The following is a 22,862-nucleotide window of genomic DNA, read 5'->3' on the forward strand; positions in this document are numbered from 1 at the left end:
TTCAGGAGCAACAACCGAAAGCGAATTGCCATGGCCTATGAGACGATCAACGTCGATACTCAGGACCACGTCTGCCTCATCAAGATGAACCGGCCTGAAGCGTTGAACGCGCTCAATTCTGTCCTTCTGGGCGAGTTGTGTGCCGCTTTGGAAGAAGCGGACGCCAGCGACAAGGTGCGCTGTATCGTGCTGACCGGCTCGGAAAAGGCATTTGCTGCCGGCGCCGACATCAAGGAGATGTCGGAGATGAGCTTTGTGGACGTCTTCACCACCAACCTCTTTGCCGATGCAAATGACCGGATCTCGGCGGTGCGCAAACCGATTATTGCGGCGGTCTCCGGCTATGCGCTTGGCGGCGGGTGCGAAGTGGCAATGATGTGCGACTTCATCATCGCGGCCGACACCGCCAAGTTCGGTCAGCCGGAAATCAACCTTGGTGTTGTGGCCGGTATGGGCGGCACCCAGCGTCTGACGCGGTTTGTCGGAAAGTCGAAGTCCATGGACATGAACCTGACGGGTCGTTTCATGACTGCCGAAGAGGCAGAGCGCGCCGGTCTGGTCTCGCGCGTGGTGCCGGCGAAAAAGCTGATGGACGAGGCGATGGGCGCGGCCCAGAAGATCGCGGAGAAATCGGTTCTGACGTCGATGGGGGTCAAGGAGTCGGTCAATCGCGCCTACGAGCTGCCGCTGAGCGAGGGCATGCTGTTTGAACGCCGGGTCTTTCATTCCATGTTTGCAACGGAAGATCAGAAGGAAGGCATGTCGGCGTTCCTTGAAAAGCGCGAAGCGCAATTCCGCGACAAGTAACACGCGACCAGCTGCGCGTCGCTGCGGTCGCTGTGACCACATCAATTCGCGTCACGTCTGGCGCATCGGGAAAGCGGGCTTTGGGCCCGCTTTTTTGTTGAGGGGTGGCGGTGGTTGGGCCCTGAGGCAATGGTGGCTTGCGCTTTGTGCGCGAATCCAGTATCCACCGCCGTCATACATGCGCGTGCAGCCCGCTCAGGCTAGAATCACGACCGGTGATCCGATCCGGGTTCGGCTGGCATTCGCCATAATTGAATACAACGAACCCGAACATAAGGTCACCATATCATGGCAAATACTCCTCAGGCCAAGAAGCGCGCACGTCAGAACGAAAAGCGCTTTGCCATCAACAAAGCTCGTCGTTCGCGCATCCGCACCTACCTGCGTAAAGTCGAAGAAGCCATCGCCTCCGGCGACAAAGAAGCCGCAACCGCAGCCCTGCGCGCGGCGCAGCCCGAGCTGATGCGCGGTGTGACCAAAGGCGTGTACCACAAGAACACGGCGTCCCGTAAAATCTCCCGTCTGTCCGCGCGTGTGAAGGCGCTGGCATAAGCCACAGCAGGCTTTGTGACAGGCGATTCCGGGGGCACAGCGCTAGCGAGCTCCATCCGGATTTCAACATAAAAAAGCACCGCCAGAGGCGGTGCTTTTTTGTTTGAAGGATTTCGGTCACTTCCGTCGAGTCGCAGAGATTCTTTGCCGGGTAAGCCCGAGTCAACATCATAGTTTCGTTGCCGCTCCACGCCGGAAATTGCTACCACTGTTCCAGCGATTCATTCGCTGGGGGGACAGGCTGCTCGCAACAATCCTAACGGGCATTAGGGTTGTTATGGCCGATGATCCGCGCGCTGCGCGTGGCATTGGCAACGGTATTCTATCGGCATCTTTGGCCGATACCGTGCTTTTGGCATCTGTCCCATCACAGCGAATAAAGGGCGAGCGTTTTTTCGTCGCGGACTTTTGTGTGTTGCCGCGCGTTTTACAACGTTGTTTTCGGTTTTCGAAACACGTGAAGGCCAGTTTGCTTGCAGGCTGGCGGCGTTCTTTCTGTGCCCGATCGCCACCGGATTGTTCTGAAGGGAACAGTCAGACTGGGACGAAACGATAGGCCGAAAATCCGGCCATAACACAGGATGCGTGAGGCGCAGCATGACAGAGGACACATGGGGTCTACTAAGAAAACGTTTGCTAAAGACGGTCGGGCAGAACAACTTTACAACATGGATTGAGCCGCTTGAGCTGGATCAGGTTGACGGGGGGGTCGCCACCTTCCACGTGCCCACGAACTTCATGGGCAATTATGTCAGCCAGAACTTTGCGGATTTGATCCTGCATGAATTCAACATGTCGGGTGAACCCGTTCAGCGCCTCGCGTTCAAGGTCGCTGCCAATTCTCCGACTCGGCCGGTGCAACCGTCCGTAACCGAAGCCATTGAAGCGCCAGCGCCCGTGTCTCCGCCTGTGGTGGACCAAGGTGCGTCGCAGGAGGGGGCTGCCGCTGTGAAATCGCCCCTGGAAGACCTGCAAGCCGCGCCTCTGGATCCGCGCTTCACGTTCGACAGCTTTGTCGTCGGCAAGCCCAACGAGCTTGCCCATGCGGCCGCGCGCCGCGTTGGCGAGGGTGGACCCGTGACCTTCAATCCGCTGGTGCTTTATGGCGGCGTGGGCCTTGGTAAAACGCACCTGATGCATGCGATCGCCTGGGAGCTGAAAGAGCGCAATCCTGACCTGAACGTTCTCTATCTGTCGGCAGAGCAGTTCATGTATCGCTTTGTGCAGGCCCTGCGTGAGCGCAAGATGATGGACTTCAAACACCTGTTCCGTTCCGTGGACGTGTTGATGGTGGATGACGTTCAGTTCATCGCCGGCAAGGACTCCACCCAGGAAGAGTTCTTCCACACCTTCAATGCGCTGGTGGATCAGAACAAGCAGATCATCATTTCCGCGGATCGCGCCCCCGGCGAGATCAAGGATCTTGAGGATCGTGTGAAATCCCGCCTGCAATGCGGCCTGGTGGTGGATCTGCATCCCACCGACTATGAGCTGCGCCTGGGCATTCTTCAGACCAAGGTGCAGCAGAACCGCAAGAACTACCCGGACCTGAAAATTGCCGATGGTGTGCTGGAGCTGCTTGCGCATCGCATCTCGACCAATGTGCGGGTGCTTGAAGGCGCGCTGACCCGTCTGTTCGCCTTTGCCTCCCTCGTGGGGCGCGAGATCGACATGGATCTGACCCAGGATTGTCTGGCGGATGTGTTGCGCGCTTCCGAGCGCAAGATCACGGTGGAGGAAATCCAGCGCAAGGTCTCGGAATACTACAACATCCGCATGTCCGACATCATCGGGCCCAAGCGTCTGCGGTCCTATGCGCGGCCGCGTCAGGTGGCGATGTATCTGTGCAAACAGCTGACCAGCCGTTCGCTGCCGGAAATCGGCCGTCGGTTCGGGGGGCGTGACCACACCACCGTGATGCACGGGGTGCGTCGCATCGAAGAGCTGAAGACCATCGACGGGCAGATCGCCGAAGACGTCGAAATGTTGCGGCGCGCGCTCGAGGCGTAAGGTCGCCATATATCGACAGGCTGCGCCTCAACTTTGCCTGTCAGGAGATCACGGCCCCGGAATGCCCACCGGGGCCGTCTTTGTTTGGGACGCGGCAAATCAGACGCATCCCCAAGGGGATTTACGACTTTCGGTGGTGGCGTGGCTCTCTGCTCTTGACCCCCGCCGCAATCCCTTGGAGAAATCAATAAAAACCTTGTGTTGAAGGGTCAGGGCGTTAATCTGCCGCTCCGCTCGAACCACATGTTTCCAAAGACTGCCAGCCGAAGAGGATAGAGGGAAATGAAGATCAGCATTGAACGCGCAACGCTTCTGAAGGCTGTGGCGCAGGCGCAGTCGGTGGTTGAGCGCCGCAACACCATTCCGATCCTCGCAAATGTTCTTATCGAGGCCGAGGGCAGCGACGTGATGTTCCGCGCCACCGACCTGGATATCGAGGTGGTCGACAAGGCGCCCGCACAGGTCGAGCGTGCCGGAGCCACCACCGTCGCAGCCACCACCCTGCATGAAATTGTGCGCAAGCTGCCGGATGGCGCATTGGTCACCCTGACTGCGGATGCGGCCACCGGTCGCCTGACGGTGGAGGCCGGCCGGTCGAACTTCTCGCTGGCGACGCTGCCGCGCGAGGATTTCCCGGTGATGGCCACGTCGGAGTATCACTCCAACTTCACCGCCAACGCCGCGATGCTGCGACGCTTGTTTGACAAGTCGAAGTTCGCGATTTCCACCGAGGAGACGCGGTATTACCTGAACGGTGTCTATATGCATGTGGCCACCGGCGAGAGCGGTGGTAAGGCCCTGCGCTGTGTGGCGACCGATGGACACCGTCTGGCCCGCATCGATGCGGACTTGCCGATGGGGGCAGAGGATATGCCCGGCGTCATCGTGCCGCGCAAGACCGTGGGCGAGTTGCGCAAGCTTCTGGATGATGACGAGATGGATATCGCTGTGTCCGTCTCCGAAACCAAGGTGCGCTTTGCGACGCCGAACATCACCCTGACCTCGAAGGTCATCGACGGCACATTCCCTGACTACACTCGCGTTATTCCGGTCGGCAACACCCGCCGTCTCGAGGTTGATGCGAGCGAGTTCGCCAAGGCGGTGGATCGGGTTGCGACGGTGTCTTCGGAACGCTCCCGCGCGGTGAAGCTGCAGCTGGACGAGGACCGCCTGGTCCTGTCGGTGAATGCCCCCGATAGCGGTGCCGCCGAAGAAGAGCTCGCCGTGGCATATAGCGATGAGCGGTTGGAGATTGGTTTCAACGCCAAATACCTCCTTGAGATCGCCAATCAGGTGGACCGCGAAAATGCCGTGTTCATGTTCAACTCCTCTGGCGATCCGACATTGATGCGCGAAGGCAGCGACGAGAGCGCGGTCTATGTGGTCATGCCGATGCGCGTCTGACGCATCGGTTGGAACGGGCCTGAGGGCCCGGCCTCCGGCGGAGGTATTTTGGAAAAGATGAAGGCCCGTGCTGGCACTGACGTCCCTGTTCATGTCTCATTTCCGCTCGCATCTGCGGGCGGATTTGCATTTGGATGCGCGCCCTGTTGCGATCCAAGGCGACAATGGTGCGGGCAAGACCAATATCCTTGAGGCGGTGTCGCTGTTTTCGCCGGGGCGCGGAATGCGGCGGGCGTCGGCTGCGGATATGGCGCGCCAACCCGAAGCTCTGGGCTGGAAGCTGAAGGGGGTGTTACAGACCCGCGGCCAGGCCGTTGAGGTCGAGACCTCCTCGGAGGCGGGCAATGCCCGTCAGGTGAAGATCGACAACAAAGCCGCCAGTCAGGTCGCCTTGGGGCGCATCGCGCGCGTGGTCTGGTTGATTCCGGCGATGGATCGTCTGTGGATTGAGGGCGCTGAGGGCCGGCGGCGGTTCCTGGATCGGATTGCGCTCAGTTTTGATCCCGACCATGCCGAGGCGACGCTGACCTATGAGAAGGCCATGCGCGAACGCAACCGCCTGCTCAAGGACAATGTGCGCGATGCTGCATGGTACCGCGTGCTGGAAGGACAGATGGCGGAGACCGGGTTTCGCATCCATCAAGCCCGCGTCGATGCGGTGGACCGGTTGGTCGCGGCGCAGACAGAGGCGGAAACCGCTTTTCCGGTGGCTGATTTGAAGCTGATCCAGGCCGAGGGTGAGATGCCCGAGAGCGCCGATGCATTGCGTGCCGCGCTGGATGCAGGGCGCATGCGGGACTTGTCCGTCGGGCGGACGTTGGTGGGGCCGCATCGCAGTGACCTGATGGGGGCCTATGCGGCAAAGGGCCTGCCCGCAAAGGACTGCTCCACAGGTGAGCAAAAGGCGCTTCTTGTGTCGCTGATCCTTGCCAATGCACGGGCGTTGCAAGCCGAGGAAGGGGCCGCACCGATCCTCCTGCTGGATGAGGTGGCAGCGCATCTGGATGCGGGGCGTCGCGCCGCACTCTATGACGAGATTTGCGCGCTTGGCACGCAGGCCTGGATGACGGGAACCGGTCCGGAACTGTTTCAGGAACTGGGGCAACGGGCACAGCATCTGAAGGTCACCGATCAGGATGGGACAAGCGAAGTGATTCAGGAATGACGCTGACCATCTGGGATCTCGCCATATATGCTAGCGCTGTATTTGTTCTGTTCCTGACGCCGGGGCCGGTCTGGCTTGCACTGGTGGCGCGCTCCATGGCGGGCGGGTTTCACGCGGGCTGGCCGCTGGCATTCGGCGTCGCGATCGGAGACGTCTTCTGGCCGCTGATCGCGGTTGTCGGGGTCAGCTCCATCTCTGCGGCGTCAGAACTGATCGCGGTGGTTTTGAAGGGGGTGGCGGTGGTGATGTTCCTAGTGATGGGGATCAGTACGATCCGCAGCGCAGGGCAGCCGATTGCCGCCAATCGCCAGTTGACCAGACCGGGGCGCTGGGCGGGGTTTGTCGCCGGGGTCATCGTTATTCTGGGCAACCCGAAAGCGGCGCTGTTCTACATGGGGATCTTGCCGGGGTTCTTTGATCTGACCGCGACAACAGCACAGGACATCGCGGCGATTGTCGCGGTGTCGATGGCGGTGCCGTTGATCGGAAACGTCATCTTGGCCGGCTGCGTCAGCCGTGTGCGGCTGCTGTTGTCGTCCCCCACCGCACTGAGGCGCATGAATCTTGGGGCTGGCTACTTGTTGATCGCGGTTGCCTGCATCATTCCCTTTACCTGAGCAGCCACTGCTCCAGATAGGGCACAAGCGCTTCGGCAGGGGGGGGCATGTCGCCATGTTCCATGCAGAACCCCGTTGCAAGCACGTGGTTCAAAAAGGCCTGGATGCCTTCGGCCAGTATTTCTGGGCTGGCGTGGGCGGGCAGGGTGCCGGCGGCCTGCATCCGGGCAATCCAGCCTGCAAACAGGGCGATCTGGCGCATGAAGCCCTGCGTGACCACCTCGTCCACCTCTGCGCCAGTGGTGCCGGAGTAGCGCAGCAACAGATCGAAGATCATTCTGTCCTGCGCAATGAAATCCAACAACGGTGCAAGCCGGTGCGCGATCTCTTGCGGCGTCCGGGGCTCTGGCGCGGCTTCCATGGTCTCGATGTGTTGCATCACGCGGGCGCCCAGAATCACCGCCAGCAGCCCGTCCTTGTCCCCAAAATGGGAAAAGAACGTCCCCTTGGCGACCCCGGCACCAGCGACAACATCCTCGACCCGCAGCGCGGAGACACCGTTGGCGTCGATAATGTCTTCCGCGACGGACAGTAGCTTCGCCCTTGTTTCCAAACGACGTTTCTGCGGCGCGCGTGACATGTGTGATGTTCTCCCGGCTAAATATTGTGACCACGGTCAATTATTAAATTGACCGTGGTCGAATTTTTGGTCAATAAAATGACCGTAGTCACATTTAGCAATGCGGAGGACCTCATGTCCACACGAAAGATCATCATCCTGAATGGCCACCCCGGCCAGGAATCCCTCAACAAGACACTGGCAGAAGCCTATCGCGATGCCGCGAAGGGGGCTGGCCACGATGTGCGCTATCATGACCTCTCCGCCATGGAATTCGACATGGACTATGGCATTGGCGGATACCATAACTACAAACCCCTCGAACCAGATCTGGAGGCTTTCCTGACGGATCTGGAGTGGGCCGAACATGTGGTGCTCACGACGCCGCTGTGGTGGGGCACGCTTCCGGCAAAGCTCAAGGGCGTGTTTGACCGGGCCTTGCTGCCGGGCCGCACCTTTGACACGCGCAACACCTCGATGCTGGGTTTGCCGGCGCCGATGCTGACGGGGAAGACAGCCCGTGTCCTGCTGACCTCCGACACGCCCGCGGTGTTCCTGCGGCTGTTTTACAGCAACGCGGTCAAGAAGATCCTGTCGCGCCAGATACTCGGGTTTGTGGGGGTCCGGCCCACCCGTTTCACGTCTTTTGCGCCCGCTTCGCACCCGGTCGCTTCGACCGTGGCGGCCTGGTGTCAGAAAGCTTCGAGACTGGGAGAGCGAGCCGCATGATTCCCTAAGAAAAAAGGGGGCTTGCGCGTGACATCCCGCCCCGGAGCGCGTATAAAATCGACAGTTAAGAATAGGAAGGCGTGAATGTCCGAAAACGAGCAAACTCCGGCAGAATATGGCGCAGATTCCATCAAGGTTCTCAAGGGGTTGGAGGCCGTGCGCAAGCGGCCCGGAATGTACATCGGCGACACCGACGACGGCTCCGGTCTGCACCATATGGTCTATGAGGTGGTGGACAACGGTATCGACGAGGCACTTGCCGGGCATGCGGACCGCGTCACGGTGACGATCCACGCCGATTCCAGCGTCTCTGTAAGCGACAATGGCCGCGGTATCCCTGTCGATATTCACGCCGAAGAGGGCGTTTCCGCGGCCGAGGTCATCATGACCCAGCTGCACGCGGGCGGGAAGTTCGACAGCAACTCCTACAAGGTGTCCGGCGGTCTGCACGGCGTTGGTGTTTCGGTTGTGAACGCGCTCTCGGATTGGCTGGAGCTGCGCATCTGGCGCAATGGCAAGGAACACGTTGCCCGATTTGAACGCGGCGATACCGTGAAACACCTGACCGTCGTGGGCGACTGCGGCGATCGCACCGGCACCGAGGTGCGCTTCCTTGCCTCGACCGACACCTTCTCCAACCTCGAATACTCTTTCGAGACGCTGGAAAAACGCCTGCGGGAACTGGCGTTCCTGAACTCTGGCGTGCGTATTGTCGTGGCGGATGAACGCCCGGCTGAGCGGCTCGAGAGCGAGCTGTTCTACGAGGGTGGCGTCAACGAGTTTGTCAAATACCTCGACCGCTCCAAGACCCCGGTGATGGACGCGCCGATCTACATCAAGGGCGAAAAGGACGACATCGGTGTCGAGATCGCCATGTGGTGGAACGACAGCTACCACGAGACGGTGCTGCCCTTTACCAACAACATCCCCCAACGCGATGGCGGCACCCATGTGGCGGGCTTTCGGGGGGCGTTGACCCGGACCATCAACAGCTATGCGCAGTCCTCCGGCATCGCCAAGAAGGAAAAGGTCTCCTTCACCGGCGATGATGCCCGCGAAGGTCTGACCTGCGTGCTGTCGGTGAAAGTGCCGGATCCGAAATTCTCCTCTCAGACCAAGGACAAGCTTGTGTCCTCCGAGGTGCGCCCGGTGGTCGAGAGCCTGATGGGCGAAAAGCTCGCGGAATGGTTCGAAGAAAACCCCAATGTTGCCAAACAGGTGGTCGGCAAGATCATCGAGGCCGCCCTGGCCCGCGAAGCTGCCCGCAAGGCACGTGAACTCACCCGCCGCAAAACTGCGATGGACGTGAACTTCCTCGCCGGCAAGCTCAAGGATTGTTCCGAGAAAGACCCCTCGAAGACCGAAGTCTTCCTCGTCGAGGGTGACTCTGCGGGTGGCTCTGCGCAAACGGGCCGTGACCGTCAGACCCAGGCCATTCTGCCCCTGAAAGGCAAGATCCTGAACGTGGAGCGTGCCCGGTTTGACCGCATGCTCTCCAGTCAGGAGATCGGCAACCTGGTAATGGCGCTTGGAACCGGTATCGGTCGCGATGAATTCAATATCGAGAAGCTGCGTTACCACAAGATCGTCATCATGACCGACGCGGACGTCGATGGCGCCCACATCCGGACGCTGCTGTTGACGTTCTTCTACCGCCAGATGCCGGAGCTGATCGAAGGCGGGTATCTCTACATCGCGCAGCCACCGCTCTACAAGGTGAGCCGTGGCAAGTCCGAGGTCTATCTGAAGGATCAGGCCGCGATGGAGGATTACCTCATCAACCAGGGGGTTGATGGTGCGATCCTGCGTCTCGGCGACGGTTCTGAAATCGCTGGTCAGGATCTCACCCGTGTGGTGGACGAGGCGCGCCGTCTGAAGCGTCTGTTGGATGCGTTCCCGACCCATTACCCGCGCCATATTCTCGAACAGGCCGCGATCGCAGGGGCGTTTGTCCCTGGTGCGGTGGACAGCGACCTGCAAGGTGTGGCTGACAAGGTGGCAAGCCGCCTTGACCTGATTGCGCTGGAATACGAGCGTGGCTGGCAAGGGCGGATCACGCAGGATCACGGTATCCGCCTGGCGCGTATCCTGCGCGGTGTGGAAGAGGTGCGGACCCTGGACGGCCCGATGCTGCGGTCCGGTGAGGCGCGCAAGACCGGCAGCTTCACCAAATCCCTGCAAGAGATCTATGGCACACCTGCCGTGCTGCATCGCAAGGATCGCCAGCAGGCCATCTATGGCCCGCTCGACCTGCTCAAGGCTATCCTGGAAGAAGGCGAGAAAGGGCTGACCTTGCAGCGCTACAAAGGTCTGGGCGAGATGAACCCGGATCAGCTGTGGGAAACCACCCTGGACCCGGATGCCCGGACCCTGCTGCAGGTGCGCGTGGATGACATGATCGAAGCGGATGATCTGTTCACCAAGCTGATGGGCGACGTCGTGGAGCCGCGCCGCGAGTTCATCCAGAAAAACGCGCTGAGCGTCGAAAACCTCGACTTCTAGTGATTGCAGGATCGCGCATGATATTGCGCGATCCCCGCTCCGTTGTGCGGGTTCCGCTTGGTCCTGCGCGAAAGTAGACGGAATGTCCGAGAAACGTATGCTCTGCGACACTTGAAGCGCAGAGTGCAGCCCGGCTGCGGGATTGACGGTCCCGCCACAAATGCCGGGGGCTTGGCTTGAGCCGGGTTACCTTTTTGCAGCCCGGATCTCCCGCTCCAGCGAGTCGAGGAACCGCGACCGATCCGCCTTCGAAAACCCTTTGCCCCCGCCCTGCATCCCCAGAGGGTTGGCGGCACGCAAATCGGTCATCAGATCGCGCATCGCCAGTTGTTGGCCGATGTTGGCCTCGGTAAAGCGCTCGCCATTGTGGCGCAGCACCCGCGCGCCGGCCTCGATGCATTTGGCGGCCAGCGGGATGTCTCCCGTCACCACCACATCGCCCGGACCGCAGCGTTCGGCGATCCACATGTCGGCCACATCCGCGCCTGCATCCACGATGACGTTTTCCACCAGCGGGTTTTGCGAGGGCCTGAGGCCCCCGTTGGAGACCACAAACATGTGCCATTTGTGGCGGGTGGCGACCCGCTCTGCCTCGGCTTTGACCGGGCAGGCGTCGGCGTCGATGTATAGCGCGCTCACTCTGCTGCCTTGTCCTTCTTGGCGGGGTCGTCCTTTGTCGCCTCTGCCTTCTTTGCCGGAGCTTTCTTGGCCTTGGAGGGCGCGCGCAGGTCCTTGTATTCATCCGGGATTGGCATCCGGTTGAAGGCATCCAGCCCGGCGATCTTATAGGCCTCGGCCAGGGTCGGATAGTTGAAGGTGTTCTGGACGAAGTAGTCCACCGTACCCTTGAGGTTCAGCACCGCCTGAGCGATGTGAATAAGCTCGGTCGCGCCTTCGCCGACGATCTGCACGCCCAACACCCGGCGGGTCTTGAGCGAAAACAGCATCTTCAGCATGCCGTGTTCCAGCCCCATGATGTGCCCGCGCGAGGTTTCGCGGAACCGCGCGATGCCGACCTCATACGGGACGCCGCGCTCTTTCAGTTCTTCTTCGGACATCCCACAGGTGGACATTTCCGGCACCGAGTAGATGCCATAGGGGAACCACGGGCTCTCGGGCACGGTGGGCACGTCCATCGCATGACAGGCCGCAACGCGGCCCTGTTGCAGCGAGGTGGAGGCCAGCGACGGATGCCCGATCACATCTCCGGTGGCATAGATATGGGGCACTTTGGTCTGATAGGTCTTGCGCTCTACCTCAAGGCGGCCGCGATGATCCGTCTCCAGCCCCACGGCCTTGAGGTTCAGACGATCCGTGTTGCCCATGCGCCCGGCGGCAAACAGCAGCATCTCGCCGCGCACGTGGCGGCCGTTTTCCAGCGTCACTTCGATATGGCTGCCTTCGTCCTCGATCTTTTCAATCGCAGACCCCAGCCGCAGATCGACGCCGTTTTCGCGGATCTGGTGGGTGAACTCCTGAATGAGCGTGCGGTCGATGAAATCAAGGAAGCTGTCGCGTGGCTCGATCAGGGTGACGCGCACATCCAGCGCCGAAAACATGGTGGCATATTCTACGCCAATGACGCCTGCCCCCACGACGATCAGCGAGCGCGGGATTTCCGCCATCTCCAGGAACTCGTCACCATCCACCACGGTCTTGCCATTAAAGGGCACGGTATCGGGGCGGTAGGTGCGGGTGCCGGTGGCAATCAGGAATTTCTCGCCGGTGACGCGGGTGGTGTCGCCCGCCTCCACTTCCACCTCGACCTCATTGGGGCCGGTGAAATGCGCCATGCCCGCCAGCATATCGACGTGGTTGCGGTTGAACTGATGTTCCAGCACATCGACCTCGTGATCGAGCGTCATATGCAACCGCGCCTTCAGGTCATCGGCCTTGATCTGATCCTTCACCCGGTAGGCGCGACCATAAAAGCTGCGCTCGCGCCAGCCGGTGAGGTTCAGCACGGTTTCCCGCAGCGTCTTGGAGGGCACCGTGCCGGTATGAACAGAGACCCCGCCCAGGCGATCCTTGCGGTCAATCACCAGCACCCGGCGCTTGAGCTTGGCGGCCTGAATGGCGGCGGTGCGGCCAGAGGGGCCGGAGCCGATGACGATCAGGTCATAGTCGAACTTGGAAGGGGTCTCGGTCATGGTGTTACTCCCGGTAGAGGGCGTCTGCGTGGAAGGAGACATGCTCCTCCATGAAGGTGGAGACAAAGAAGTAGCTGTGGTCATAGCCCTTCTGCATCCGCAAGGTGGCCTCCTGACGGCGTTCCGCGATGGCACTGGCGAGCGCTTCGGTTTTCAGCAAGTCGCCAAATTGATCCGCCGTGCCGGTGTCGATCAGAACGGGGCCGTCAAAGCCCACATCTCGCATCAAGAGAGACGCGTCATGTTTGGCCCAGAGGCTCTCATCCGCACCAAGATAGGCGCTGAGCTGTTTGCGGCCCCAATCGCTGTTGGTGGGGTTGCAGATGGGCGCAAAGGCGGAAACCGAGCGGTAACGCCCCGGCAGGTTCATCGCCAGCGTCAACGCGCCGTGACCGCCCATGGAATGGCCGGTGATGGCCTGACGGGACATGTCGAGGTTGAACCGTTCGCCCAAGAGCGCGGGCAGTTCGTCGGCCACATAGTCCCACATCTGGAAATGCGGCGCCCATGGGTCTTGGGTCGCGTTGACGTAAAATCCCGCACCCTGTCCCAGATCATAAGCTTCGTCATTGGCAACACCTTCGCCGCGTGGGGAGGTGTCGGGAAACACCATTGCGATGCCTTGCTCGGCGCACCACGCCTGCGCGCCGGCCTTTGTCATGGCGTTTTCATGGGTGCAGGTGAGGCCGGAGAGATACCACAGCAGCGGCACCGGGCCGTCCTTGGCGTCTTCTGGCAGGAACAGGCCAAAGGTCATGTCGCAGTTGGTGGCGGAACTGGCGTGGCGGTAGACGCCCTGTGTGCCGCCAAAGGCCCGGTTCTCGGCCAGGGTTTCCATCGAAGTTGCCATCGAGACCTCCATAATTCGGTGTTGGCTCATCGCTAACGGGGCAGGGCGAATTAATCCAGTGCTGGCACGTCGCCTCGGCCCGTTTTTGCGCCAGAAGCTTGCAATTGGCTAAAGATCGCTTTTCCGATGTGCGGGTATGTTCGTCCGGCCGACAGGTCGGACAGCCCCCGACCTCCCCCCAGGGAGGGGGCTGTCCTCTGTGGCGCTATAACAGCGTATTTGCCCAAGCGATGACAAAGGGCACCGTCACGATCGACACCACGGTCGAAATCAGGATCGCTGCCGAGGCCCGTTGCGGTGCGACGCCATAGTGTTGCGCCAACATATAAACATTGCCCGCCACCGGCAGCGCGGCGGCAGAAATCGCCACCGCTGCAGAAAAGGGCGTAACCGGCATCAACCACAGCACCCCCGCTGCCACGCCCAAGGGGTGCAACACGAGTTTGGCAAACGACAGCCAGCCTGCGACCTCCACCCGTTCGGCGGATTTGGAGGCCAGTGATGCACCAATCGCAAACAGCGCACCGGGGGTGGCTGCGCCTCCCAGGATCGCCAGGAAATCATTCATCGGCGTCGGGATCGGCACCTGCCCTGCGGACCATGCAAGACCGGCAACAATCGACAGGATCATCGGGTTTTTCAGCAGCCCCACGCCCACCAGTCGCAGCGTCGCAAGGCTCAGCCCCGCGCCGCGATGGGCGTTGATCAGCACCACGATCAGCGAGGAAAACACCACCAGATCCACCGCCAGCACCAGCATCATTGGCCCCACAGAGGCCTCTCCAAAGAGGATCACCATCATCGGGATGCCAAGAAAGCCCACGTTTCCGATCGCCGCGCATTGGGCCTCGACCGCGGCGGTCGATATATCCTGCCGCCGCAGCATCGCCACCACGGTCGCCACCACATAGACGCCAAGCGTGCCCGCCAAATAGCCGATGATCAGATTGGGGTCGAAAATCTCTGCAACAGAGAGGTTCGCGGCAAAGCGAAATATCATCGCCGAGAGCGGAAAGAAGAACACGAATTTCGTAAGATAGGCTGTCGCCTCATCGGTGAAAAACCGGGTGCGCCCTGCCCAATAGCCAAGGCCGATGATTGCAAAGAACGGAAGTGTGCGAAAGAAAATCTCGGCCATCGCGGAAATTGGTAACCTGAGTTGACCAGAAGAAAAAGAGTTTTTGCTTTCAGGTTTCAGGGCGATCACGCGACTGTCGCTTTCCTGCTGCTGCCGGGTGCGGTATGGCTGAAAAACTGCAGTCCGCCACAGGGGCTTGAAAAAGCCCTTTGGGCAGGTGGGGTGTCAGACGTTAGGGCTAGCGCAGTCAAAGGGGGCAAGGGACGGCCCCGGTTGCGCGGGAGGAGGATGGAAAGAGTGACGAACCAAAGCGCAGCTGTCGTGCGCAGGGGGCGGAAGTTTGATCAGGTGCTGGATGGGGCTCGCAAGGTCTTTTTGGCCGATGGGTTTGAAGGCGCCAGTGTTGACGATATTGCCCGTGAAGCCGGTGTTTCCAAGGCGACCCTATACAGCTATTTCCCCGATAAACGCTTGTTGTTTATGGAAGTGGCGCGCAGTGAATGTGCCCGGCATGCCACCCAGCAACAGGATTTTCCCGAAGGCTCCAGCCCGCGTCAGGTGCTGACGCTGGTGGCACGCCATATCCTGTCGGTGATCCTGTCTGACGTGGGCCAGAAGATCTATCGTATCTGTGTGGCAGAGACCGAACGCTTCCCCGATCTGGGGCGGGAGTTCTTTGCCAGCGGCCCGCAGGTCGAGCGCGAAAAGCTCAAATCCTATTTGCGTGCTGCTACCGCACGGGGCGAATTGCAGATCGAGGATTTCGATATGGCAACCGAGCAATGGGCGGCCTTGCTGCGCACTGATCTGTTCCCGCGGATGATCTTTAACCTGCGCGACAGCGTCACCGAGGCTGAAATTCACCGCGTCGCGGACGCCGCTGTCGACATGTTCCTCGCCCGCTACGGGGTCTGACGGAGCGATCCCGCGTGCTGAGACTTCGGCGCTGGGCGAAGTGTTTGTCGTGGGCAGCCCCCCGCATCAGCGCTAGGGTGGTCCCATGGCAACACCACGTTTTGATATCATTGGGCAGGCCATCGCGGATGCCAGTCGCACCCGGATGCTCTGCGAGCTGATGGAGGGGCGCTCCTTCACCAATAAAGAATTGGCCAGCGCCGCCGGGGTCACGCCGCAGACCGCGTCGGCGCATCTGCGTCTGTTGCAGGATGCGGGCCTCGTGGTGGCAGAAAAGCGCGGGCGCTGTGTGTTTCACCGCCTGTCCGGACCGGAGGTCGCGCAGGCGTTGGAACAGCTCGCGGCGATTGCGCCAATGGACAGCCTTTACCGGGCGCAGCGGCGCAAGGCAGGTGGGCTGGCGCAGGTGCGCAGCTGTTATGATCACCTCGCCGGACCGCTTGCGGTGGCGATGACCGATGCGCTGATCGCGCGCGGTCATCTGCGCGAAGAAGGCGGCGGCTTTCATCCGATTGCAGGCGAGATCTGGGCGGGGTTGGGCGTGCGCCTGCCAGACCGTGTTACGCGCGCGCCCTTTGCACGGCCCTGTATGGACTGGACAGAGCGGCGTCTGCATATCGCTGGCCCCATGGGGCGGCAAATCCTGACCCATGCGCTGGAGGCAGGGTGGCTGCGGCGTCCGCTGCGCGGACGGGGGCTGGAAGTGACCACACCGGGACACCGCGCCCTGGAAGAGCGGCTGGGCCTTGGATGCGCACTTGCGGGGCTCTCAGGTCTCAAAAGCTGCGAAGAGGCTTGATTTGCAGCGCAAATGCGCGGACCTTAGAAGGATGAACCAACAGAGCACCGGGGCCTTCCCGCCTTCGCCACCGCCTGAGCAGATCGTTTTCCACCGGAGCGAACTCTCCGTGATCATGTCGCTTTATGGCCGCATGGTCGCCGCTGGGGAATGGCGCGACTACGGCCTGTCGCATCTGCGCGAAATGGCCGTGTTTTCCGTATTTCGCCGCACCGCCGAGAACCCGCTTTATCGCATTGAGAAACGCCCCAAGCTGCGCAATCGGCAGGGGCAATATTCGGTTGTGGGGATGGACGGCCAGATCCTGAAACGCGGCAATGATCTCAAAACAGTGCTTCGGGTTCTGGAGCGCAAATTGATCCGCGCCGTGGAGTAAACGGCGGTTGCGTCGCAGTTCACGGGCTTTGTCGGGGTGGCCGGGGCCGCGCGGGGCCAGAGGCCCCGCGCGGCCCCGGCCCGGATCGCTTGCGCGATCCGACCGTCTCTTGATCGCAAGGTTTTTCGCCAGTCATGCATTCAGGGCGGTTCAGCCCAAGCGTTTATGGGCGGTTACCGGCCCGTCACCCTGTTCTATAATGCGGGTGATGGCGGCCTGAAGGGGCTCCAGCGTCACCGCCATTGTATGGGCATTCGCATGCAGCAACGTCAGCGGGTCACGCACCCACCCCACATGGCCCTTCCAGAACAAGAGGTCCCCCCGCTCATAAGGGCTGCCCTCGGGCAAAAGCCTGCCCAAAGACGCCTCCTGCGGGCCGCTGTCGCCGGGGCATTCGATACCGCAGGCATGGCAGGACAGTTGCACCAGACCGGAACAATCAATGCCAAAGCGGCTATTGCCCCCCCAAAGATAAGGCGTACCCAAGAGCGTTTCGGCAACTGCCACCGGATCAGGCGCGCGCGTATTGAGCGGTGTCAGATGGACCAGCGGCACAAACCCCTGATCCGTCTGGGCAAAACGTGCCTCCGTACCCCGGACCGCCAGCTGACTGCCAAGGCTGAGCGAGGTCAGCTCCGGCGATTTCAGATCCGCGCGCGTGTAGGCATGGGTGGCGGGGGCGCTGACCCAATGGGTCATGGCAAGCGGGTCTGCCAGATGATCTTCGGCGACCCAACCCGTGTAGCCATCCTTTTCGGCGCGCAGGTGGCACCAGCCGTCCTGACGCGACAGGATCTCGGCGTGATCGCCCATCAGCAATTGTCGGTCGCGTGCGCCATTCGGCGCTTTGCACAGGTCTGCAACGGGGCGGGAGATGCGGGTGCGGGTCATGACAGCCCCAGCATTTCTGGTAGGGCCTGAAACAAGGCGCGGGTGCCTTGACCAACGCCGCCTTTGGGCCGTGCGGGCAGGCTGGACGGGCTCCAGCCAAAGACGTCAAAATGCATGTAGCGCGCATCACCGGCAAAGCGGCGCAGGAACAAAGCGGCGGTGATCGCCCCGGCAAATCCCCCCGCTGGGGCGTTGTCCAGATCGGCAATGCCGGGCTCGATCATCGCCTCGTAGGGGTCATGAAACGGCAGCCGCCAGACGGGATCTGCCGCGTCTTGGGCGTTGCTTGCCAGTGTCACCGCATCGCCCTCACGGTCGGTAAAAAACGGGGCAATGTCGGCGCCGACAGCGACCCGTGCCGCTCCGGTCAGGGTTGCCATGGAAATCAGCAGATCGGGAGTGTCTTCCTGAGCCAGCGCCAGCGCATCAGCCAGCACCAGACGGCCTTCGGCATCGGTGTTGTTGATCTCAACCGTCAGCCCCTTGCGGGAGGTGAAGATATCACCGGGGCGGAAGGCAGGACCAGAGACGGCGTTTTCGACCGCCGGGATCAGCACCCGCAACTGCAGCCTGAGACCCGTCGCCATGATCATATGCGCCAAGCCCAGCACATTTGCAGAGCCGCCCATGTCTTTTTTCATAAGCGCCATGCTGGCACCGGGTTTGAGGTTCAGACCACCGGTGTCGAAACACACGCCCTTGCCCACCAGCGTGAGCGTCGGCCCCTCGTTGCCCCAGCGCATGTCGATCAGGCGCGGCGCGCGGTTCGCGGCGCGGCCCACGGTGTGAATGAGCGGGAAGTTCTGCGCCAGCAAATCTTCGCCGATCACAGTGCTCACGGTGGCTCCGTGCACCTCGGCCAGCGATTCGACGGCCTGCTGCAACTCTGCCGGTCCCATGTCCTCGGCGGGGGTGTTGATCAGCGTGCGGGTGAAGGTTTCGCCTGCGGCCATCGCCTCCACGCGGGCGGCATCAACACCGTCAGGGGCGATCAGGCGGGCCTTGGCTCCGGTGGTTTTTGCATAGCGATCAAAGGCATATTGCGCCATCAGCCAGCCAAAGCACTCGACCTCCGCCGACAGATCCGCGGGCAGATCCGAGGCCAGCGCATAGGTGCCTTCGGGCAGTTTTGCAGCGGCTGCGGCCAAAAGGAATCGCTGGCGCTGGCGGGTTTTGGGCGTGCCTGCACCGATCAATGCGCCGCGGATGGTGCCATCTGCGCCCGGCAGCACCACAACCTGGCCCCATGCGCCGCCAAAGCCCATGGAGCGCGCCCAGCCTGCAGTGGTGCCGTCCTGTTGCGCCAGCCAGGCGTCCAGTGTGCGTTCAGTGACGATGTGCAGGGGAAGCCCCGCGTCGGAAGCGGGGGCAAAGGTTGGAACGGCCAGATTGGGCACGGCAAAATGGGGCTGCATGGACAGGTCCTCTTGGTATGGCTTGGGTCTATCACCTCTTGCCACCAGAGTATCCGTCGCAGCCGCCGCCGCAAGCCCAACCGGGCCGTACTCAAAACCCACATGGATGCGCCGCTGTGGCGGCGAGTCCGTCAGACCGAAAGGTCGTGTTGTTCCCAGACCGCCGTCAGCGAGCTTTCGCCAACGCGGATCAGGCGGAACAGCGTTGCTGCCACCGCCGGAGAATCTTCGGCATCAATGGCGTTGGTCACATCGCGTGCGATATTGGCCATCGCCATCATGCCGATCTGTTCCGAGATCGCGATCAGCGAGCGCGCGCTCTTGCGCAGGTTGTCCACGTCGCTCTGGCGCCACAGGCGCTCGCAATGCGTCAGGCGCACGGCGAGTTCCTCGATGGCGCGGCAGACGACGTCCTCGGCACTTGTCTCGCCAAGCTGTGAATAAAGATCAGTCAGCTTTTGCGGGTCCAAGTGGACGTTTTCCCTATGATTGACTGTAAGTATGTTAGCCACCACTATTCACCCCGTATTCGGTATGCCCCCACGGCATAGGCCCAATCTGCGCCGCACTGGTTGTCAAAAGGTTTCGATCCGAAACGTATATCTCTCGAATTTGGTGTGAATTGCGGTTATCACACCCGACAGTCGATAACCCGAGGTGTATGACATGGACTATGCAAAGCCCCTGCCGAACTATCTGGTAACCCGTTACCATGGCTGGAAAGCGACCGCCTACGAGGAGAACCAGGGCTGGTATCGCCGCCTGGCCAAGGAGGGCCAGCGCCCGCGTGCCATGGTGATTTCCTGCTGTGACAGCCGGGTGCATGTGACCTCGATCTTTGGGGCGGATCAGGGTGAGTTTTTCATCCACCGCAATATTGCCAATCTGGTGCCGCCCTATGCGCCCGATGGCGACCACCACGGCACCTCGGCCACGGTCGAATATGCGGTGACGGTGCTGAAGGTGGCGCATCTGATCGTGCTGGGCCATTCGCAATGTGGTGGCGTTCAGGGCTGTATCGACATGTGCAAGGGGCATGCGCCTGCGCTGGAGGAAAAGACCAGCTTTGTCGGGCGCTGGATGGACATCCTGAAGCCGCGCTTTACCGCGGTGGAGGACATCGTGGATGAGCAGGAGCAGGCCCGTCAGTTTGAGCGTCAGGCGGTTGTGGCCAGCCTTGAAAACCTGATGACCTTCCCGTTCATCGAGAGCGCGGTGAAGTCCGGCGAGCTAAGTCTGCATGGGCTTTGGACCGACATCGGCGAGGGCGGGCTGGAGTGCTACGACCCGAAATCGAGCGTCTTTCACCCGGTTTGAGAGGCCAAGCGATCCGCTGAAGGGCTGGACATCTCCGATCCCGGACAGAGCAAAGCCCCTACCCGGGCGCGGGCAGGGCGTCCGGGGGCGAGCTGCGGCAGCAGGAGTCAGGTCCGGTTCGCCGCCTTCAGCATTTGGGCCGCTTGGGCATAGCCGCCTGAGGCGCCATCAACGAAATGCATGTGATCGTCCTGCATGGGTGAAGGAACGATGCAGGTCACTAGAGCCTCGTCCTGCGCGTGCAGCCCGTAGCGGGCGATACGCTTGGCCTGCGCCTGGACCAGCAGTGCTTCGAGCGCCATGCGGGTCTCGGCACTGCAGTCCAGTGTCATCTTCAACCCATCATCAAATTTGCGGAAATCCGCATTGGCGGTGATCATGTTGCGATAGTGGGTTGGATCAAACCCGCCGGTGGGGCGTTTGCGCAAGAACATCAACGCCGCAAAGGCGGATTGGAAAAACAGCGAGACTGTTCTGAAAATTGCAGGTGTATTGCGGCGCGACAATCGCGCCTCCACGCTCAATCCGGGGGGCGGGAACTGCATGTTGGGCCCGGTTTCTGGCAGCGGGTGGCCTGCGCGTTCCGATCCGGCGACCTCGGACAGGATCTCTGTCACCAATGCGTCGAACTTTTCTGCCGAGGCGTCGGGGTGGGGTAGAACCAGCAGCGACAGGATCTGGCCATGGACCGCGGGCACACTGTTCCAGCGGCAAGACAGCCCTGTCAGGTCAGGGGATTGAACCGGGTCTGCCGGGGCGATTTCAAAACGGCCCGCTTTCATTTGCTCTTCGAGCCAGGCCAAACCGCCGCCCTCGAACATTGCATAGTCCAGATGCTCGGACGCGGCAAAGCGGGCCACCCGCACGTCACGGCCGGCGCGACGAACCTCCGCTACGGGCAAGAGCGCTGCGCGCAATTCGACCGCAAATTCCTGCGCCACCCAGGCGCGCAGTTTGGCAAGCTCTTGCCGGGCAATGTCCGCGAACTGCGGCGGCAGTGCAAAAGAGGTGCCATCGCCCCCAAACACAAAGGGAAACGGCGCGTGGTCAAAGGCATTCATCAGCGCGGCAATGGAGGAGGCCCCCACCATATTGACGGTCTTGTAGTGCCCCTGCGCCAGCAGCCCGGTCGAATCCACGATGTCGCAGCACCCCACCAACCAGTCCTGAGGCAGTGGTGCAAAGCGATCCCCGCGGGTCAGATTGGCAAAGGTGCGCACCTTTGGAAGCTGAGCGTAGAACGGATCCTCGAGCGTCATCTTGGGGCGGTCTCCAATACGGGCGGCGCACCCCGCGGCGGGGGCCTGCGTGATAGATGCAGCATCCGGGGCATGCGACAAGGGGGACTCGCGCAGCCGTGACAGGCTGTGGACGCGCCATATCCGTGTGGTTTTTCCAATCTTGCGGCGATGAGCGCCAAGATACCGGATAATTCGCCGGAAACCGGGGAACAATTCACGCCTTGAACGCGTTTGTTGCTGAATCGCGCCTTTCAATGCAGGCGCAGAAACTATATCACACCGCGAGCCGGTCATGAGGCCGGACAATATTGGAGAAACAAACATGGGTTATCGCGTCGTTGTCGCCGGCGCCACGGGCAACGTGGGCCGTGAAATGCTGAACATCCTGGCCGAGCGCCAGTTCCCGGTGGATGAGGTTGCCGTTCTGGCGTCCCGTCGCTCGCTGGGCACTGAGGTCACATTCGGCGACAAGACATTGAAGACCCAGGATCTCGACACCTTCGACTTCACCGGCTGGGACATGGCGCTGTTTGCCATTGGCTCTGACGCGACCAAGAAATACGCGCCCAAGGCGGCAGAGGCCGGTTGCGTCGTGATCGACAATTCCTCGCTCTATCGCTACGATCCGGACATCCCGCTGATCGTGCCCGAGGTGAACCCGGAGGCCGTGCACGGCTATTCCAAGAAGAACATCATCGCCAACCCCAACTGCTCGACCGCGCAGATGGTTGTGGCGCTGAAGCCGCTGCATGACCGCGCCAAGATCAAGCGCGTTGTGGTGTCGACCTATCAGTCGGTCTCTGGCTCTGGTAAGGACGCCATTGACGAGCTCTGGGATCAGACCAAGGCGCATTACAACCCGACCGATGATTACGAGCGCAAGGTCTACCCCAAGGATATCGCGTTCAACGTGATCCCGCATATCGATGTCTTCCTCGACGATGGCTCCACCAAAGAAGAGTGGAAGATGGTCGCGGAAACCAAGAAGATCATCGACCCGTCGATCAAGCTGACTGCGACCTGCGTGCGCGTGCCGGTGTTTGTGGGCCACTCCGAGGCGATCAACATCGAGACCGAGGACTTCCTGGATGAAGACGAGGCCCGCGACATCCTGCGCGAGGCACCGGGCATCATGGTGATCGACAAGCGCGAAGACGGCGGCTACGTGACGCCGAAAGAATGCGTTGGCGATTTTGCCACCTTCATCAGCCGTATCCGTCAGGACTCGACGCTGGATAACGGTCTGAACCTGTGGTGTGTCTCTGACAACCTGCGCAAGGGGGCCGCGCTGAACGCGGTACAGATCGCCGAGCTCTTGGGCCGTGAGGTTCTGAAGAAGGGCTGATCGCCAGCTGTCCGACCTATCGGCCGGACGGTGACTACCTTCCATCGGCCAATATCCGATCATCGAGAGGCGTCCCACCGGGGCGCCTCTTGCTTTTTTGTCCTGCGCAGAAGACGCTCGCCGCATCCCATTGTCAGCTT

At 61.2% G+C, this 22,862-nt stretch carries 22 protein-coding genes; 13 read left to right on the top strand and 9 right to left on the bottom strand.

All coding sequences use genetic code 11. From position 1 onward, the window contains the following. The first annotated feature begins 30 nt into the window (after positions 1-30). The 6 genes from ACXAF5_RS01745 to ACXAF5_RS01770 all read left to right on the top strand — a co-directional run bounded on the left by ACXAF5_RS01745 (position 31) and on the right by ACXAF5_RS01770 (position 6,555). Complete coding sequence (locus ACXAF5_RS01745; protein WP_239322102.1) at positions 31-807, top strand: enoyl-CoA hydratase; 777 nt, start codon at positions 31-33, stop codon at positions 805-807. Between the two features lie 288 nt (positions 808-1,095). Then, positions 1,096-1,359 (top strand): 30S ribosomal protein S20, encoded by a 264-nt coding sequence (gene rpsT / locus ACXAF5_RS01750; protein WP_239322101.1) that lies wholly within the window; start codon positions 1,096-1,098, stop codon positions 1,357-1,359. Between the two features lie 597 nt (positions 1,360-1,956). Continuing rightward, entirely contained in the window at positions 1,957-3,369 is a 1,413-nt protein-coding gene (gene dnaA, locus ACXAF5_RS01755) for a chromosomal replication initiator protein DnaA (RefSeq protein WP_474945310.1), read from the top strand. 282 nt (positions 3,370-3,651) lie between these two features. After that, the gene (dnaN, locus tag ACXAF5_RS01760) at positions 3,652-4,773 is read left to right on the top strand and encodes a DNA polymerase III subunit beta (RefSeq protein ID WP_239363817.1); all 1,122 of its coding nucleotides are present in this window, start codon (positions 3,652-3,654) and stop codon (positions 4,771-4,773) included. 67 nt (positions 4,774-4,840) lie between these two features. Further along, the gene (gene recF / locus ACXAF5_RS01765) at positions 4,841-5,938 is read left to right on the top strand and encodes a DNA replication/repair protein RecF (protein WP_474945311.1); all 1,098 of its coding nucleotides are present in this window, start codon (positions 4,841-4,843) and stop codon (positions 5,936-5,938) included. Beyond that, positions 5,935-6,555, top strand: a complete 621-nt coding sequence (locus tag ACXAF5_RS01770) for a LysE family translocator (RefSeq protein ID WP_474945312.1) — start codon at positions 5,935-5,937, stop codon at positions 6,553-6,555. The genes recF and ACXAF5_RS01770 overlap by 4 nt, the downstream gene beginning before the upstream one ends. Here ACXAF5_RS01770 and ACXAF5_RS01775 read toward each other — a convergent pair. Continuing rightward, positions 6,548-7,135 (bottom strand): TetR/AcrR family transcriptional regulator, encoded by a 588-nt coding sequence (locus ACXAF5_RS01775; protein WP_474945313.1) that lies wholly within the window; start codon positions 7,133-7,135, stop codon positions 6,548-6,550. The two genes, ACXAF5_RS01770 and ACXAF5_RS01775, sit on opposite strands and share 8 nt — an antisense overlap. Before the next feature lie 114 nt (positions 7,136-7,249). Between ACXAF5_RS01775 and ACXAF5_RS01780 the strand changes: the two genes are divergently transcribed. Then, positions 7,250-7,843: an NAD(P)H-dependent oxidoreductase gene (locus tag ACXAF5_RS01780; protein ID WP_474945314.1), complete on the top strand. Its 594-nt coding sequence runs from the start codon at positions 7,250-7,252 to the stop codon at positions 7,841-7,843. 84 nt (positions 7,844-7,927) lie between these two features. Continuing rightward, positions 7,928-10,345, top strand: coding sequence for a DNA topoisomerase (ATP-hydrolyzing) subunit B (gene gyrB, locus ACXAF5_RS01785; RefSeq protein ID WP_474945315.1), 2,418 nt, complete (start codon positions 7,928-7,930; stop codon positions 10,343-10,345). 186 nt (positions 10,346-10,531) lie between these two features. Here gyrB and ACXAF5_RS01790 read toward each other — a convergent pair whose 3' ends face one another. From ACXAF5_RS01790 to ACXAF5_RS01805, 4 genes are all read right to left on the bottom strand, one after another. Further along, the gene (locus ACXAF5_RS01790) at positions 10,532-10,984 is read right to left on the bottom strand and encodes a YaiI/YqxD family protein (RefSeq protein ID WP_474945316.1); all 453 of its coding nucleotides are present in this window, start codon (positions 10,982-10,984) and stop codon (positions 10,532-10,534) included. Then, positions 10,981-12,495: a Si-specific NAD(P)(+) transhydrogenase gene (gene sthA, locus ACXAF5_RS01795; protein ID WP_474945317.1), complete on the bottom strand. Its 1,515-nt coding sequence runs from the start codon at positions 12,493-12,495 to the stop codon at positions 10,981-10,983. Before sthA ends, ACXAF5_RS01790 begins: the two co-directional genes overlap by 4 nt. Before the next feature lie 4 nt (positions 12,496-12,499). Continuing rightward, on the bottom strand, positions 12,500-13,333 hold the full coding sequence (gene fghA / locus ACXAF5_RS01800) for an S-formylglutathione hydrolase (RefSeq protein WP_474947782.1): 834 nt from the start codon (positions 13,331-13,333) through the stop codon (positions 12,500-12,502). A 217-nt stretch (positions 13,334-13,550) separates the two neighbouring features. Next, on the bottom strand, positions 13,551-14,483 hold the full coding sequence (locus tag ACXAF5_RS01805; RefSeq protein WP_474945318.1) for an AEC family transporter: 933 nt from the start codon (positions 14,481-14,483) through the stop codon (positions 13,551-13,553). Positions 14,484-14,720: 237 nt separating this feature from the next. Between ACXAF5_RS01805 and ACXAF5_RS01810 the strand changes: the two genes are divergently transcribed. The 3 genes from ACXAF5_RS01810 to ACXAF5_RS01820 all read left to right on the top strand — a co-directional run bounded on the left by ACXAF5_RS01810 (position 14,721) and on the right by ACXAF5_RS01820 (position 16,513). Then, the gene (locus ACXAF5_RS01810) at positions 14,721-15,338 is read left to right on the top strand and encodes a TetR/AcrR family transcriptional regulator (RefSeq protein WP_474945319.1); all 618 of its coding nucleotides are present in this window, start codon (positions 14,721-14,723) and stop codon (positions 15,336-15,338) included. An 85-nt stretch (positions 15,339-15,423) separates the two neighbouring features. After that, positions 15,424-16,137: an ArsR/SmtB family transcription factor gene (locus ACXAF5_RS01815; protein WP_474945320.1), complete on the top strand. Its 714-nt coding sequence runs from the start codon at positions 15,424-15,426 to the stop codon at positions 16,135-16,137. A gap of 31 nt (positions 16,138-16,168) precedes the next feature. Beyond that, positions 16,169-16,513: a DUF2794 domain-containing protein gene (locus tag ACXAF5_RS01820; protein ID WP_039982542.1), complete on the top strand. Its 345-nt coding sequence runs from the start codon at positions 16,169-16,171 to the stop codon at positions 16,511-16,513. A gap of 150 nt (positions 16,514-16,663) precedes the next feature. On the opposite strand, the gene ACXAF5_RS01825 is transcribed toward ACXAF5_RS01820, so the two are convergent. The 3 genes from ACXAF5_RS01825 to ACXAF5_RS01835 form a co-directional block, all read right to left on the bottom strand. Next, positions 16,664-17,404 (bottom strand): C40 family peptidase, encoded by a 741-nt coding sequence (locus ACXAF5_RS01825; protein ID WP_474945321.1) that lies wholly within the window; start codon positions 17,402-17,404, stop codon positions 16,664-16,666. Further along, a complete protein-coding gene (locus ACXAF5_RS01830) occupies positions 17,401-18,819 on the bottom strand; it encodes a leucyl aminopeptidase family protein (RefSeq protein WP_474945322.1) in 1,419 nt (472 codons plus the stop codon). The genes ACXAF5_RS01825 and ACXAF5_RS01830 overlap by 4 nt, the downstream gene beginning before the upstream one ends. Positions 18,820-18,950: 131 nt before the next feature. Continuing rightward, positions 18,951-19,289 carry a hypothetical protein gene (locus ACXAF5_RS01835; protein ID WP_239322087.1) on the bottom strand — a complete coding sequence of 113 codons (339 nt, stop codon included), beginning with the start codon at positions 19,287-19,289 and terminating at the stop codon, positions 18,951-18,953. Between the two features lie 196 nt (positions 19,290-19,485). Here ACXAF5_RS01835 and ACXAF5_RS01840 point away from each other — a divergent pair, with 196 nt between their 5' ends. Beyond that, positions 19,486-20,136: a carbonic anhydrase gene (locus tag ACXAF5_RS01840; protein ID WP_474945323.1), complete on the top strand. Its 651-nt coding sequence runs from the start codon at positions 19,486-19,488 to the stop codon at positions 20,134-20,136. A 107-nt stretch (positions 20,137-20,243) separates the two neighbouring features. Here the strand turns inward: ACXAF5_RS01840 and ACXAF5_RS01845 are convergent, their stop codons facing one another. Next, a complete protein-coding gene (locus ACXAF5_RS01845) occupies positions 20,244-21,395 on the bottom strand; it encodes a DUF3095 domain-containing protein (protein ID WP_474945324.1) in 1,152 nt (383 codons plus the stop codon). A 304-nt stretch (positions 21,396-21,699) separates the two neighbouring features. On the opposite strand from ACXAF5_RS01845, the gene ACXAF5_RS01850 reads away from it, so the two are divergent. Further along, the gene (locus tag ACXAF5_RS01850) at positions 21,700-22,722 is read left to right on the top strand and encodes an aspartate-semialdehyde dehydrogenase (protein WP_239322084.1); all 1,023 of its coding nucleotides are present in this window, start codon (positions 21,700-21,702) and stop codon (positions 22,720-22,722) included. The last annotated feature ends 140 nt before the right edge of the window (positions 22,723-22,862 follow it).

This window comes from Epibacterium sp. ABV4_022, from assembly GCF_056159345.1.